The sequence below is a fragment of the Ruegeria sp. H3 genome (assembly GCF_056533095.1).
In genome coordinates this window covers 1-12,990 of the sequence record NZ_JBQFOD010000019.1, presented here as the reverse complement: position 1 = coordinate 12,990, position 12,990 = coordinate 1, and the positions used below count along the sequence as shown (strand labels likewise).

Annotated in this window: 15 protein-coding genes; 9 read left to right on the top strand and 6 right to left on the bottom strand. The window is 56.4% G+C overall.

Going from position 1 to position 12,990, the window contains the following annotated elements; genetic code table 11:
* The first annotated feature begins 126 nt into the window (after positions 1-126).
* Positions 127-555 (top strand): FKBP-type peptidyl-prolyl cis-trans isomerase, encoded by a 429-nt coding sequence (locus tag ACR0JE_RS17685; RefSeq protein WP_480541863.1) that lies wholly within the window; start codon positions 127-129, stop codon positions 553-555.
* A 116-nt stretch (positions 556-671) separates the two neighbouring features.
* On the opposite strand, the gene ACR0JE_RS17680 is transcribed toward ACR0JE_RS17685, so the two are convergent.
* The 4 genes from ACR0JE_RS17680 to fabA are packed head-to-tail and all read right to left on the bottom strand — an operon-like array spanning position 672 to position 3,472.
* A complete protein-coding gene (locus ACR0JE_RS17680; protein ID WP_170531201.1) occupies positions 672-845 on the bottom strand; it encodes a hypothetical protein in 174 nt (57 codons plus the stop codon).
* Between the two features lie 59 nt (positions 846-904).
* The gene (locus ACR0JE_RS17675) at positions 905-1,696 is read right to left on the bottom strand and encodes an enoyl-ACP reductase FabI (RefSeq protein ID WP_480865101.1); all 792 of its coding nucleotides are present in this window, start codon (positions 1,694-1,696) and stop codon (positions 905-907) included.
* Positions 1,697-1,701: 5 nt separating this feature from the next.
* Positions 1,702-2,931: a beta-ketoacyl-ACP synthase I gene (gene fabB / locus ACR0JE_RS17670; protein WP_480541867.1), complete on the bottom strand. Its 1,230-nt coding sequence runs from the start codon at positions 2,929-2,931 to the stop codon at positions 1,702-1,704.
* Between the two features lie 31 nt (positions 2,932-2,962).
* Positions 2,963-3,472, bottom strand: a complete 510-nt coding sequence (gene fabA, locus ACR0JE_RS17665; RefSeq protein ID WP_170531196.1) for a bifunctional 3-hydroxydecanoyl-ACP dehydratase/trans-2-decenoyl-ACP isomerase — start codon at positions 3,470-3,472, stop codon at positions 2,963-2,965.
* Positions 3,473-3,657: 185 nt separating this feature from the next.
* On the opposite strand from fabA, the gene irrA reads away from it, so the two are divergent.
* Positions 3,658-4,080 (top strand): iron response transcriptional regulator IrrA, encoded by a 423-nt coding sequence (gene irrA, locus ACR0JE_RS17660; RefSeq protein ID WP_170531195.1) that lies wholly within the window; start codon positions 3,658-3,660, stop codon positions 4,078-4,080.
* 1 nt (position 4,081) lies between these two features.
* Here irrA and ACR0JE_RS17655 read toward each other — a convergent pair whose 3' ends face one another.
* Positions 4,082-4,978 carry a LysR family transcriptional regulator gene (locus ACR0JE_RS17655; RefSeq protein WP_480865100.1) on the bottom strand — a complete coding sequence of 299 codons (897 nt, stop codon included), beginning with the start codon at positions 4,976-4,978 and terminating at the stop codon, positions 4,082-4,084.
* A 93-nt stretch (positions 4,979-5,071) separates the two neighbouring features.
* Here ACR0JE_RS17655 and ACR0JE_RS17650 point away from each other — a divergent pair, with 93 nt between their 5' ends.
* Positions 5,072-5,869 carry a phytanoyl-CoA dioxygenase family protein gene (locus ACR0JE_RS17650; protein ID WP_480865099.1) on the top strand — a complete coding sequence of 266 codons (798 nt, stop codon included), beginning with the start codon at positions 5,072-5,074 and terminating at the stop codon, positions 5,867-5,869.
* Positions 5,870-5,871: 2 nt separating this feature from the next.
* On the opposite strand, the gene ACR0JE_RS17645 is transcribed toward ACR0JE_RS17650, so the two are convergent.
* On the bottom strand, positions 5,872-6,735 hold the full coding sequence (locus tag ACR0JE_RS17645; protein ID WP_480865098.1) for a glycosyltransferase family protein: 864 nt from the start codon (positions 6,733-6,735) through the stop codon (positions 5,872-5,874).
* Between the two features lie 120 nt (positions 6,736-6,855).
* Between ACR0JE_RS17645 and miaB the strand changes: the two genes are divergently transcribed.
* From miaB to lnt, 6 genes are all read left to right on the top strand, one after another.
* Positions 6,856-8,187 (top strand): tRNA (N6-isopentenyl adenosine(37)-C2)-methylthiotransferase MiaB, encoded by a 1,332-nt coding sequence (gene miaB, locus ACR0JE_RS17640; RefSeq protein ID WP_480541874.1) that lies wholly within the window; start codon positions 6,856-6,858, stop codon positions 8,185-8,187.
* A gap of 172 nt (positions 8,188-8,359) precedes the next feature.
* The gene (locus ACR0JE_RS17635) at positions 8,360-9,124 is read left to right on the top strand and encodes an outer membrane protein (protein WP_480865097.1); all 765 of its coding nucleotides are present in this window, start codon (positions 8,360-8,362) and stop codon (positions 9,122-9,124) included.
* 134 nt (positions 9,125-9,258) lie between these two features.
* Positions 9,259-10,281, top strand: a complete 1,023-nt coding sequence (locus ACR0JE_RS17630; RefSeq protein ID WP_353012261.1) for a PhoH family protein — start codon at positions 9,259-9,261, stop codon at positions 10,279-10,281.
* Positions 10,282-10,316: 35 nt separating this feature from the next.
* Positions 10,317-10,811, top strand: a complete 495-nt coding sequence (ybeY, locus tag ACR0JE_RS17625) for an rRNA maturation RNase YbeY (RefSeq protein ID WP_480541878.1) — start codon at positions 10,317-10,319, stop codon at positions 10,809-10,811.
* A 36-nt stretch (positions 10,812-10,847) separates the two neighbouring features.
* Complete coding sequence (locus ACR0JE_RS17620) at positions 10,848-11,735, top strand: hemolysin family protein (RefSeq protein ID WP_480541880.1); 888 nt, start codon at positions 10,848-10,850, stop codon at positions 11,733-11,735.
* On the top strand, positions 11,732-12,990 hold a 1,259-nt coding region (gene lnt, locus ACR0JE_RS17615; RefSeq protein WP_480865096.1), incomplete at its 3' end, for an apolipoprotein N-acyltransferase. The genes ACR0JE_RS17620 and lnt, both read left to right, overlap by 4 nt.

The window sequence follows — 12,990 nt, the reverse complement described above, 5'->3', positions numbered from 1 at the left end:
CTACGCCTCCGATATTTCTGCGCAAGTTCGCACAAGAGTGCAGGGCATGAAAGGGCGAAGGGTTTACATCATTGTGTAGGCCCCTAGGGTTGGCGGTTCACACACTCATCGGCCCGGAGGCCCCAAATGACAGACATCAAACAAGGCGACAGGGTTCGCATCCACTATACCGGTACGCTGCTGGACGGTACTGTCTTCGACAGCTCGGACGGGCGCGATCCGCTGGAGTTTGTTGTGGGGTCCGGGCAGATCATCCCGGGGCTTGATAGCGCGATGCCCGGCCTTGCCGTGGGCGATAAGAAACGGGTCGAGATTGCCTGCGTTGATGCCTATGGGCCGATCAACCCTGCCATGCGCCAGGAAATACCGCGCGAGGGTATTCCGGATGACATCCCGCTGGACCCCGGGACACAATTGCAAATGCAGACACCGGATGGTCAGGCTTTGCCGGTCACGATTGTTGACGCAAATGACGCGACCGTAACGCTGGACGCCAATCACCCGCTTGCTGGTCAGGATTTGATTTTCGAGATTGAGGTTGCCTCAATCAACTAGTGTAATTGAAGATCGATCCGAGTGTTTCAGTCAGAACGGTTGAAATCTACGCAGTACTATCGCAGGACCTGCACGGGCCTGCGCTGTTCTTGAACGCAATGAACCCGGCTTTGCCCTTATCCGATCAACGCTTCGATGGCGCTGCGCACTGGAGGTTGTGTGAAGAACACAAATAGCACCAGCAACGTGGTCAGGGTCAAAAGCAGGATACGGGCGCGCTGGCTCAGAAAGCCGGATTTGCGCCGGGCCGTGCGGGCATTGCTTGCGATGATCTGGTCAAGTTTGCTCATATCGCAAACCCTGACGCTGAAATTTGGTTAAATCTGGGCGGCGTCAGGGAAAGATATGGTCACATGAAATCGGGCTGTGGCATTCCGAGCACGTGGAAACCGCCATCCACACGGATGATTTCGCCCGACGTGCAGGCGCCCGCATCCGATGTCAGATAGACGGCGGTTCCGCCGACCGCCTCAAGCGTCGCGTTCGAGCGCATAGGGGCATTCAGGTCGCAGAACTTGTAGGTCTTACGCGCACCGCCGATGGCTGCGCCTGCTAGTGTCTTCATCGGTCCGGGCGAAATGGCGTTTACACGGATGCCTTCAGGGCCCAGATCGTTGGCCAAATAGCGGGTCGCAGACTCCAGTGCTGCCTTGGCAACACCCATTACGTTGTAATTTGGAACAACGCGGTTCGAACCCTGATAGGTCAGTGTCAGCAGCGAGCCGCCATTTTCCTTCATCATCGGATAGGCGCGTCGCGCGACTTCGATGAAGGAATATGCCGAAACATCCATCGAATGCTTGAAGTTGGCCCGTGAGGTGTTCAGGAACCGGCCCGTCAGTTCGGATTTGTCCGAATAGGCAATCGCGTGGACCACGAAATCAATGGTTGGCCAGCGTGCGGCCAGTTCTCCGAACGCGCGATCCAACGATGCGTCATCGGTGACATCCGCATCCACCATGAAATCGCTGCCAAGGCTTTGGGCCAGCGGTTCCAACCGCTTGCCGAATGCCTCGCCTTGATAGGTGAATGCCAGTTCCGCGCCTGCTTCGTGCATGGCTTTGGCAATGCCCCATGCAATCGAGCGATCATTGGCCACGCCCATGATCAGCCCGCGTTTTCCCGTTAGAATATCCGACATCACATTCACCCGTTATACTTCGACAGAACCATGGACCCGTTGGTGCCGCCAAAGCCGAAGCTGTTGGTCATGACACTGTCCAAGCCTGCGTTTTCAACCGTTTCCGTTGCAATTTCACCGGGCAGAATGCCTTCGGCTAAAGTGTCGACATTGATCGACGGCGTAATGAAATCATTATCCAGCATCAGCAGACAGAAGATCGCCTCTAGCGCGCCCGCAGCCCCCTGTGCGTGGCCGGTCATCGATTTGGTCGATGAGATTGGCGGCACACTGCCTTCGCCAAAAATGCGGCGCACGGCTTCGACCTCACCCACGTCCCCGACCGGGGTCGAGGTGCCATGGGCGTTGATATAGCCAACCTTGCGGCTTTCAGGAACTGTCGCCAGAGCCAGCCGCATCGCTCGTTCACCACCCTCGCCGGACGGGGCCACCATATCATGGCCATCCGATGTGGCGGCGTAGCCGGTCACTTCGGCATAGATTTTTGCACCACGGGCCAAGGCGTGATCCAGTTCTTCCAGCACGACAATTCCGCCTCCGCCGGAAATCACGAACCCATCGCGGTTTTCGTCGAACGCGCGTGAGGCTTTTTCGGGTGTGTCGTTATACTTCGATGACATCGCACCCATCGCGTCGAACAGGCAGGACAACGTCCAGTCCAGTTCTTCTCCGCCGCCTGCGAACATGACATCCTGTTTGCCCAGCATGATCTGTTCTGCCGCGTTGCCGATGCAGTGCAGCGAGGTCGAGCAAGCCGAGGTGATCGAGTAGTTGATCCCCTTGATCTTGAATGCCGTCGCAAGGTTCGCGGAAATGGTCGAGCACATGCATTTCGGCACAGCAAATGGCCCGATCCGCTTAGTCGCACCGGTTTTCAGCACGGTCTGGTGCGCTGTCAGCATTGCGCTTGTGGATGGCCCACCGGAACCTGCCACCAGACCCGTGCGAGGATTGACCACCTGGTCTTCGCCCAACCCGGAATCGGCTATCGCCTGACTCATGGCGATATGGGCATAGGCAGCGCCGGGGCCCATGAACCGCAAAGTGCGTTTGTCCACATGCTCGGCCACGTCGATTTTCAGCGTTCCGGCGATCTGACTGCGAAAGCCATGTTCAACCATTTGCTCATTAGCTTCGATACCGGATTTACCGGCCTTAAGTGAGGCCAAAACCTCTTGGGCATTGTTCCCGATGGAGGATACGATCCCCAGACCGGTGACAACTACTCGACGCATGTGCGTGCTCCTTATTTCAGGCTGGTCCGCCTTAGGCGTCCGACAGAACAACTCTCATGTCTTTGACGTCGTAAATCATTTCGCCGTCCGCTTCGACGATACCATCTGCGACGCCCATGGTCAGGCGGCGGGTCTGGATCGCCTTTTTGAAATCGATTTTATAGGTCAACATCTTGCGGTCCGGTCGCACCATCCCTGTAAGCCTGACTTCGCCGACGCCCACGGCCATGCCGCGACCCTGCCAACCACGCCAGCCCAGATTGAAGCCTGTCAATTGCCACAAGCCATCTAGCCCGAGGCATCCGGGCATAATCGGGTTCCCGGGAAAGTGGCAGTCAAAAAACCAAAGGTCTGGCGTGATATCGAATTCAGCTAGAATGTGGCCTTTGCCATGGGCCCCGCCATCCGCCGACACTTCGGTGATGCGATCCATCATTAGCATGGGCGGCGCAGGCAGTTGTGCATTGCCAGGGCCAAATAATTCGCCACGAGCACATTTTAGCAGATCGTCTTTGTCAAAACTGCTCGGGAACTGGGCCATTCTGCCGCCTCTCCTGCCTTGGGTCCGTTCGTTATATCTGGCCTCACCTAGCACCCGTATGCAAGGTCCTGCAAGAGCGCGGGCCGTAAGATGTTGCAGCATATGGCTGTTTGCGAATGAATTTCATTTGAAATCTGGGTAAGAGCGCCCCTATATATAAGGCAGCAAGAACGGGTATCGGATTCATGACACCTCAGAGCCGAAAGATAGCGACAAATTGGCTGGAAGGCGCAGGGCTGCGCCCGACGCGTCAGCGCGTGGCGCTGGCTGAGCTTCTGATCGGTGATGGTCGCCATCGCCACGTCACAGCAGAAAGCCTATTTGAGTCCGCCAAGACAAAAGGCGACGCCGTGTCACTGGCAACAGTCTACAACACCTTGCGTGCCTTTTGCGACGCCGGAGTGCTGCAAGAGATTACGGTGGACGGATCAAAAAGCTATTTCGATACCAATACGCATGATCACCCTCATTTCTTTTGGGAAGATGAAGGGCGGCTCAGCGATGCTCCGTCCGAGGAATTGGTGATCCAGCGCCTGCCAGAGGCCCCCAAAGGGGTCGAGATCGCATCGGTTGATGTGGTGATCCGTCTGCGCAAGAAAACCACCTGATTTACAGATCCTTCATTTGATCAAGCAGAGCGCGCTCTGCGGCCTTCGTTGTTGCGTCGACAGGCCCGGTGCCGTGACGCGCCAGCACGACGGCCTCGGCTACGTCCTTGTCGGCGATGGGCAGGCTTGCAAGGCTTTTGTTGTCGTAGCTCAGTTCGTTCTTTGGGCTGACATAGCTGATCGCTACCCCTTCGCCATGTGCGGCGAGGCTGCGCTGAATCTCAAGCGTGGCGGCCCGGTGTCTGACTGTTGGGTTTAACCCATGGCGTCTGAAGAGGCCAAGTATGTGTTGTGCAGACAGCCCTTCGGTTGACAGGATCAAGGGTTCGTTCGCTAGTTCGGTTAGCGTAACCTGACGTGCCCCAGCCAGTGGGTGTTCTGGCGACAGCAATGCCTGCGGGACGCTATCGAACAGTTTTTGCCGTACAAAACTGGCATCCATACCAAGATCATAAGTAATGGCGAGGTCGATCCGACCATCGACCAAGCTGTCCAGCAATCCCTGAAAATCTTCGACCGAATAAGACACCGAAACATCTGGCAGCGTCGCGTGCAAACAGCGCAGGGCGGGGGCAAGGTGGAACGGGGCCAAATCGACGAAGCAGCCGACAGTTAGATGATCCAGACCTTGCGGAACGAACCCAGGGTTTTCAATCTGAGCAGCAGCACTCAACAACCCTTCGGCCTGTTCGACAAACCGGCGCCCCTGCGGGGTTGAAACCATAGCAGCCCCGCGCCTGCGGACGAACAGTGGGTATCCAATATTTGATTCGACCCGGGTCAGCGCGTTGGACAGCGCGGGTTGCGAGACATTTAGCGCCTGGGCCGCCGCAGATAGGCTGCCCTGCCGCGCGATCGCACATATGTATTCGTACTGACGCAGTGAAATATATAACATGAAGCTAATTATAACTTCGAAAGATATGATTTGAACAGAATACCTGGGTGGTCTCTAACGGATGTATTCAAGGGTAACCGAACGGAGATTGACATGCCGCACCCTCTTGTTTCGCAGCAGATGATCGACACGTATCAGAGTGAGGGTGTTGTCTTGGTCAAAGGGCTGTTTGCCGATCACGTCGAACAACTGCGCGAAGGTGTTGCGGCCAATATGGACGCGCCGGGGCCTTATGCGTCAGAAAACAAGAAAGAGGGCCAAACCGGCCTATTCTTCGATGATTATTGCAACTGGACCCGAATCCCCCAGTTTCAGGAGGTGATCAAGACCTCTCCGGCTGCCGCCGTGGCTGCTGATTTGATGCAGTCGCAAACTGTGCAGATGTTTCATGATCATGTTCTGGTCAAAGAACCCGGAACTTCGATGGCGACGCCGTGGCATCAGGACGGGCCGTATTACTTTGTCGAAGGGCAGCAAACGATTAGCTTCTGGTCGCCGCTGGATGCGGTGAAACAGGCCACGCTGCGTTGCGTTGCCGGATCGCATCGCTGGGAGAAAGAGGTGCTGCCGACCCGCTGGGTCTCTGAAGAGGGGTTCTTTGCGGATGAAGGTCAGTACATCCCCGTGCCAGACCCTGATGCCGAGGGTATGAAAGTGGTTGAGTTCGAGATGGAACCGGGGGACGCGGTGGCGTTTAACTATCGCACTTTGCACGGCGCGCGGGGCAATCAGTCAGACAGCCGACGTCGGGCATTCTCGCTACGGTTGGTCGGTGATGATGCGCGGTATGTGGAACGCCCCGGCCCGACCTCACCCCCGTTTCCGGGGCATGAGATGGTGCCGGGCCAGCGCCTGCGCGAGGATTGGTTCCCTATTCTGTTGCAACGGTAGTTTCAGAACCACTGGCCAGGCTCGATCAGGCCCAGATCCAGCAATTGACGCGAGTTCCATTCGAAAGACACAGAATGGCTCCAGCGAAAACTGGAGATGTCAAAGGTCGACCCGGCGTTGCTTTTCAGTGCCTTGGCAGCCCGGAATGAACAGATGGCAGCCGTTAGGTTATGATGCCAAGGGCAGGAATAGGTGTTGTATTCCGGCTGGTTGAACGTGTGATCCGGTTGAATGATCAAATCGGCCTGCGTTTTGAACAGGGCGATCCTGTCGATCCGGCGGCGTTCGTACGGAATATGATCCTCGAACCGCCACCGCAGGCCTCCTGACATATCCAGCTGGCGTTCCAGCGGCCGCCCCGAGGCATCGTGGCGCGCATGCGCATAATATCCTGTGCTATCCAGCATGGCATGGTCCGGTGCGACACCGCTTGGGAACTTGGCCAGATCATCGGCGTAGATGTCGACCACATGGCATAGCATCGCGCTGCGGCGTTCCTCGGTGTGAAAGGCCAGCATCTCACCGATGCTGCGCGTTTCGCAGAACGGATAGAACAGGTATTCGGCGTTGTAGCAGTAGTACATCCAGACTCTCGGAGCCGCTTTGATGATGAGATTCAACGCATCGAATACGACCGATCTGGGCGCGGAATTGAACGTAACCCGATGAACCCGCACGCTGAGCTCCTCGCTCAGGTCGAACTCTGCTGGCATGAACGCAACGACGGATTGAAATCCAAGTGAGAGGTGATGGTGCAGCGTGCTTTCAACTTCGGCATCATCTTCGGCAAAGATCAGAGCAACCGGTCCCTTGGACAAGGCGGTTTGGCCGGATTTGAGGAAGCTGTCCAAGGAATCGTAGGTCATCGCGCGTTCATTTGTGCCCTGCTGGAAAGTCCTGCCAAATTCAGGTAAATGCGCCCACATTGCAAGCGGCGTTCGAAGCGTATAGACGACGCCGATCCAGCGAATGCAAAGGCCCGCCCCATGTCCGAATCCAAGAAGCTGTTTATCAAGACCTATGGCTGTCAGATGAATGTCTATGACAGTGAACGTATGGCCGAAGCACTGGGCGGGCAGGGGTATGTCGAAACCAAGTCAGCCGATGATGCGGATATGATTCTGCTGAACACCTGCCACATCCGGGAAAAGGCGGCTGAGAAGGTCTATTCCGAACTGGGTCGGTTCAAGGGGCTGAAGGCCGAGAAACCCGATCTGAAGATCGGCGTCGCTGGCTGTGTGGCTCAGGCCGAAGGCGAAGAGATCATGCGCCGTCAACCGCTGGTCGATCTGGTGGTTGGCCCGCAAAGCTATCACCGCTTGCCTGAGATGGAGGCGAAGACTCGTACCGGGGCCAAGGCGCTGGACACGGATTTTCCCGAGGAAGACAAGTTCGAGAAGTTGAAGAACCGGCCTAAGGCCAAGCGTGGCCCGACGGCGTTTCTGACCGTGCAGGAAGGCTGCGACAAGTTCTGCGCCTTCTGCGTCGTGCCCTATACCCGCGGGGCCGAGGTCAGCCGCCCGGCGGATCGGATCATTCGCGAAGCGCAAGATTTGGTCGAACGTGGTGTGCGTGAAATCACCCTGTTGGGTCAGAACGTCAACGCCTATCACGGCGCGGGTCCGAACGGGGATATGACGCTGGCCTCTCTGATCTGGGAATTAAACAAGGTTGACGGGCTGGAACGCATCCGTTTCACCACATCTCATCCCAATGACATGGCTGATGACCTGATCGAGGCGCATGGCACCTGCGAGAAACTGATGCCGTATCTGCATTTGCCCGTACAATCCGGATCGGACCGGATTCTCAAGCGGATGAACCGCAGCCACACGGCTGAAAGCTACCTTCGACTGATCGAGCGTATTCGCGCGGCGCGCCCGGACATCGTGATGTCCGGGGATTTCATCGTCGGTTTCCCGGAAGAAACCGAAGAGGATTTTCAGGCGACGATGGATTTGGTCGAGCAGGTCAAATACGGATATGCGTATTCGTTCAAATATTCGACCCGTCCGGGCACACCGGCAGCTGAACGAGCGCAGGTTGATCCGGATGCTGCAGATGACCGCTTGCAGCGACTGCAAGCCCTGATCACCCGGCATCAGCGCGAGATACAGGATTCGATGGTGGGCCGCACGGTACGCGTACTGTTCGAAAAAACCGGCCGTCTCGAAGGGCAAATGGTTGGTAAATCCGAATATCTGCATTCGGTCCACGTTAAGGCCCCCGGGATTGAAGTTGGCGATCTGCGAGAGGTTCGCATCACTGATTCGGGTGCAAATTCTCTGGCAGGAGAACTACTCTCGTTTGGTGATTGATCGCAGATACGGTACCGGTTCTGGATTTTGTTTCCAAAATTTACCCTTGATTTATGGCCTCGAACTATGCTCGGACCAATGCTAACCATGTGTTCGGCGTATATCTGAGCATCTGAAAAGCCGTATATTGCGCTACCCTGAAAACGTGGTCGGCGTGTGATGGAGGGTACGAGTGGAAGTTATTCGGGGATTGAAACGGTCGAACCTTTGGCGCGCAGCGTGGGTTGTCTGTGTCTCAGCACTTTTTGCCTGCACTACGCTGGCAGCTGAGTTGAAAGGTGAGGTGACAGAGCCCGATGTGATTAGCGCAGAGCGTTTCAGCCGCGATGTCAGCGCCTTTTATCTTGGGTTCGGTGCCGGTTATGGCGCAAACGGCAGCGATCGCTTTGGTCTTAGAACTCCCACCGGTGTGTTCGATATCGGGGATCAGGATGTCCGCGGTGGCTATTTCAGCATGCGGGGGGGCTGGCGTGGTGTCGTTCCCACCAGCCTTGGCCGCGACTATGTCTATGGGATCGAACTGGGATATGACGTCGGAAACCTAAGCGATACGGTCTCGACCCAGATCGGTGGTGACACGGTGACGGGCAGAACCGAAATTTCCGACATGTTCTATGTGCAACTGCGCAACGGCCTGACAAACCGCAGCGGTCGGGTGCTGTACTTTGTCAGCGTTGGATATATCTGGGGTCAGGTTGATACGACCAGCAGCATCTCCTCGACCTTCTCCAGCCAGCTGTTCGAAGAATCGGATCGGCGTGGTGGGTACACGGCCAGCATTGGGGCTGAGCATAAATTGAACGAAAACTGGTCGATCACGGGCGAGTATCAATATGTTCAGTTCGAATCCAAGACCGTCGAATTTGGTTCAGGCTTTTCGACCAAGTCGACGCCAGGATATCGCGGCCTCAGATTTGGTTTGAACTACACGTTCTGAGCACAGTTTCTGGCGATTGAAAGCAGGTTTGCTGGCGGTTTTGTCGACGTCAGTGGAAATTTTAAAACTGTGGCTTGCACCTACCAAGACATCTTGTCTACGCTCGGGGTGTAACGCCAAGACAGGAGAACGGATTGGCCACCGGTGCCCTAACCCCACCGCCAAATGAAATGCCCGCGCGCGAGGCGTTTGTAGAATTTCCAGACAACCGATTGCTGATCGATCTTTGCGGCGAATATGACCGTAACCTAACAGAGATTGAACAAAAGCTGTCCGTGCAGATTGTGCGCCGCGGCAATCAACTGGTTGTCATGGGCGACGAAGATTCCCAAAAAAACGCGATTGAGGTGCTTCAGGCACTCTATACGCGTCTGGAAGGGGGGCGCGACGTCGAAGCTGCGGATGTGGATCGAGAGCTGCGCATGGGCAATGCTGAGCAGGATACCGGCAGTCGCGACGGTGATCAGCTTGAGATGTTCAAGGGCGGTTCTGTCGAGATCAAAACTCGCAAAAAGCTGGTTGAACCACGCACCGATGCGCAGAAGGCTTACGTGCAGTCACTGTTCAACAATGAACTGGCCTTTGGAATCGGCCCAGCGGGCACAGGTAAGACCTATCTGGCCGTAGCCGTTGGCGTGTCGATGTTTATTGGCGGCCATGTGGACCGGATCATCCTCAGCCGACCAGCCGTCGAGGCGGGCGAAAAACTGGGTTACCTGCCGGGTGATATGAAGGATAAGGTCGATCCTTACATGCAGCCGCTGTATGATGCGCTGAATGATTTTCTGCCGGGCAAACAACTGGCGAAACTGATCGAGGAAAAGCGAATCGAAATCGCGCCGCTGGCCTTTATGCGGGGGCGGACACTGGCAAATGCCTTTGTTGTGTTGGATGAGGCGCAGAATGCCACGACCATGCAGATGAAGATGTTCCTGACCCGTCTGGGCGAAGGCAGCCGCATGGTCATCACTGGCGACCGGTCGCAGGTTGACCTGCCGCGCGGGGTCCAGTCGGGGCTTGCAGATGCCGAACGTTTGCTGAAGACGATCCCGAATATCAGCTTCAACTACTTTACGTCCAAGGATGTTGTACGCCATCCGCTTGTCGCCGCGATCATCGAAGCATATGAGGCTGATGCGGGCCGTGAGACCGGTTAGAACCAGGGCCCCGAAACGGGCTTTGGACTGGTGAAATGAACCTGGAACTAACGATTGAAGACTCGCGCTGGCAAGATCTGGAACCTCTTGCCACCAAAGCCATTGCTGAGGTGCTGCGCTTTCGGAGCCTCGATCCCGACATATGCGAAGTTAGCCTATTAGGCTGCGATGATACCCGCATCACAGAACTGAACGCTGAGTTTCGCGGCAAACCTGCCCCGACCAATGTACTGAGTTGGCCTGCCGAGGACCTGTCCCCGGAAACGGCAGGCGCTACGCCCGATCTTCCACAACCGGATTTCACGGGTGAAATTGCCCTGGGTGACATTGCGATTTCGTACGATACCTGCGCCCGCGAAGCAGCCGATGCGGGCAAACTTATGGCGGATCATGTGACGCATTTGATCGTTCACGGCACGTTGCATTTGTTGGGCTATGATCACATTCGTGACCCTGATGCCACCCTTATGGAGGCTGTTGAGGTCAAGATACTTGGCAAAATGGGTATCAATAACCCATATAATGGATGAAGCGGGTACATTCACCCGGACTATTGGAACAGGACAATGGGCGACACGGACGGCAGTTCTAGGGCGGCGCAGGGCGCGCAACCACAGGACAGCAGCATTGAAATCGAAGAGAAGGGCAGCTTCTTTTCAAGGATATTTGACGCATTTTCTGGTCAGAACGATGATCAGAAAGAGGTGGTGAACGGACAAGAGACTATGGCCGCTCAACCCCGTGGAATGATCAATCTGCGCCGGATGCGGGTCGAAGATGTAGCGATCCCAACGGCCGAGATCATTTCGGTTCCTTCAACCATCTCAAAGGATGAACTGGCGCAGGTGTTCCGTGACAGTGGATTGTCGCGTATCCCGGTCTACGAAGGCACTCTGGATACGCCTCTCGGTTTCGTTCACCTCAAGGATTTCGCACTTACCCACGGGTTCAATGGCGGTGCGGCCGAATTCGATCTGGTTTCGATGCTGCGCACGCTACTGTTTGTGCCGCCTTCGATGCCGATCGGTGTTCTCATGACAAAGATGCAGACCGAACGTCGGCATATGGCATTGGTGATCGATGAGTATGGTGGCGTTGACGGTTTGTTGACCATCGAGGACTTGATCGAACAGGTCGTCGGTGAAATCGCCGATGAACATGACGCTGACGAAGATCAGCTCTGGTTCCAGGAAAAACCCGGTTGCTACGTGGTGCAGGCCCGTGTGCCGTTGGAAGATTTTGAGGCTGAAATCGGATGTTCTCTGACCAGTCACGAGGATGTGGATGAAGAAGAGATCGACACGTTGGGAGGTCTGGTCTTCATGCTGTCGGGCCGTGTTCCTGCGCGGGGTGAGGTTGTGCTGCATCCAGAAGGTCCCGAGTTTGAAGTGATCGATGCCGATCCGCGTCGCATCAAGCGCTTGCGTGTCATGTTGCCGGAACTGACTGCATGACCCTTGTCCGGGGCTGGCCATTCAGCCTGAGGATCCTATTCGCGGCAGCATTGGGCGCACTGGGCGCATTTGGTCTAGCTCCATTTGGGTATTGGGGTGTGACGCTTGCCGCTTTGGTTCTGATTGCGCCGCTTTTTCTGGCTTCCGAGACTGCTTGGCGTGCCGGATTTCTGGGCTGGGCCTTTGCAACCGGCTATTTCGCCCATGCGCTGGGCTGGATTATTGAACCGTTTCAGGTGGACCCCGAACGCCACGCCTGGATGGCACCCTTTGCTTTGGTGTTTATGGCAGGCGGGCTTGCGTTGTTTTGGGCTGCGGCGTTTTGGGCCGCTCATCGGATTCGCGGCACACTCATGCAGAGGGCCGTACTGCTGGCTTTGACTTTGTCGCTTGCTGAGTTTGTGCGCGGATATGTGTTGACCGGGTTCCCATGGGCGGGCTTTGCGCAGGTCTGGGTCGATACACCTGTGGCGCAGCTTTTGTCTCTAATCGGGCCGTATGGTCTGGGTGCGCTGACCCTGTTGGTGGCCATCCCCTTAGGGGCGGCGCTGATACGCGGGGAGGGCTTGGTTGCTCCGAGTATATTTGCCATCGCCAGCGTGGCTTTCGCGTTCGTCTATGCAGGCCTCAGGCCCGCCGTGGAGCAGACCGATAGTGTCGTAAGGCTGGTGCAACCCAATGCGCCGCAGCACCAGAAATGGGACCCGGACTACGCATCGCTGTTCTTCGCGCGGCAGATTGAATTTACCGCCGCCGCGCCACGGCCTGATCTCATTGTCTGGCCCGAAACCGCAGTGCCAGCATGGTTGAGCCGTGCTGGCCCTTGGTTGGAAACGATTGCCAGTGCAGCGCAGGGCACGCCTGTTGTGTTCGGCATCCAGCGCGCGGATGGGTTGAAGATTTTCAACTCGCTGATCTTTCTGGATGAAACCGGTGCCCAACGGGGATTGTACGACAAACACCACCTTGCCCCGTTTGGGGAATACGTCCCGTTTGGCGATTTGCTCGGGCGTTTTGGCATTCATGGCCTGGCTGCCACGACCGGCCACGGGTTCAGTGCGGGGCCCGGTCCATCGCTGTTGGAGGCTGGAAAGCTCGGCCGCGCTTTACCGTTGATTTGTTACGAGGCCGTGTTTCCACAAGATGTCAACGGCGCACCGGATCGGGCAGATTTCATTCTGCAGATCACAAATGATGCGTGGTTTGGCACCCGCTCGGGCCCGTATCAGCATCTGGCGCAGGCCCGCATGCGGGC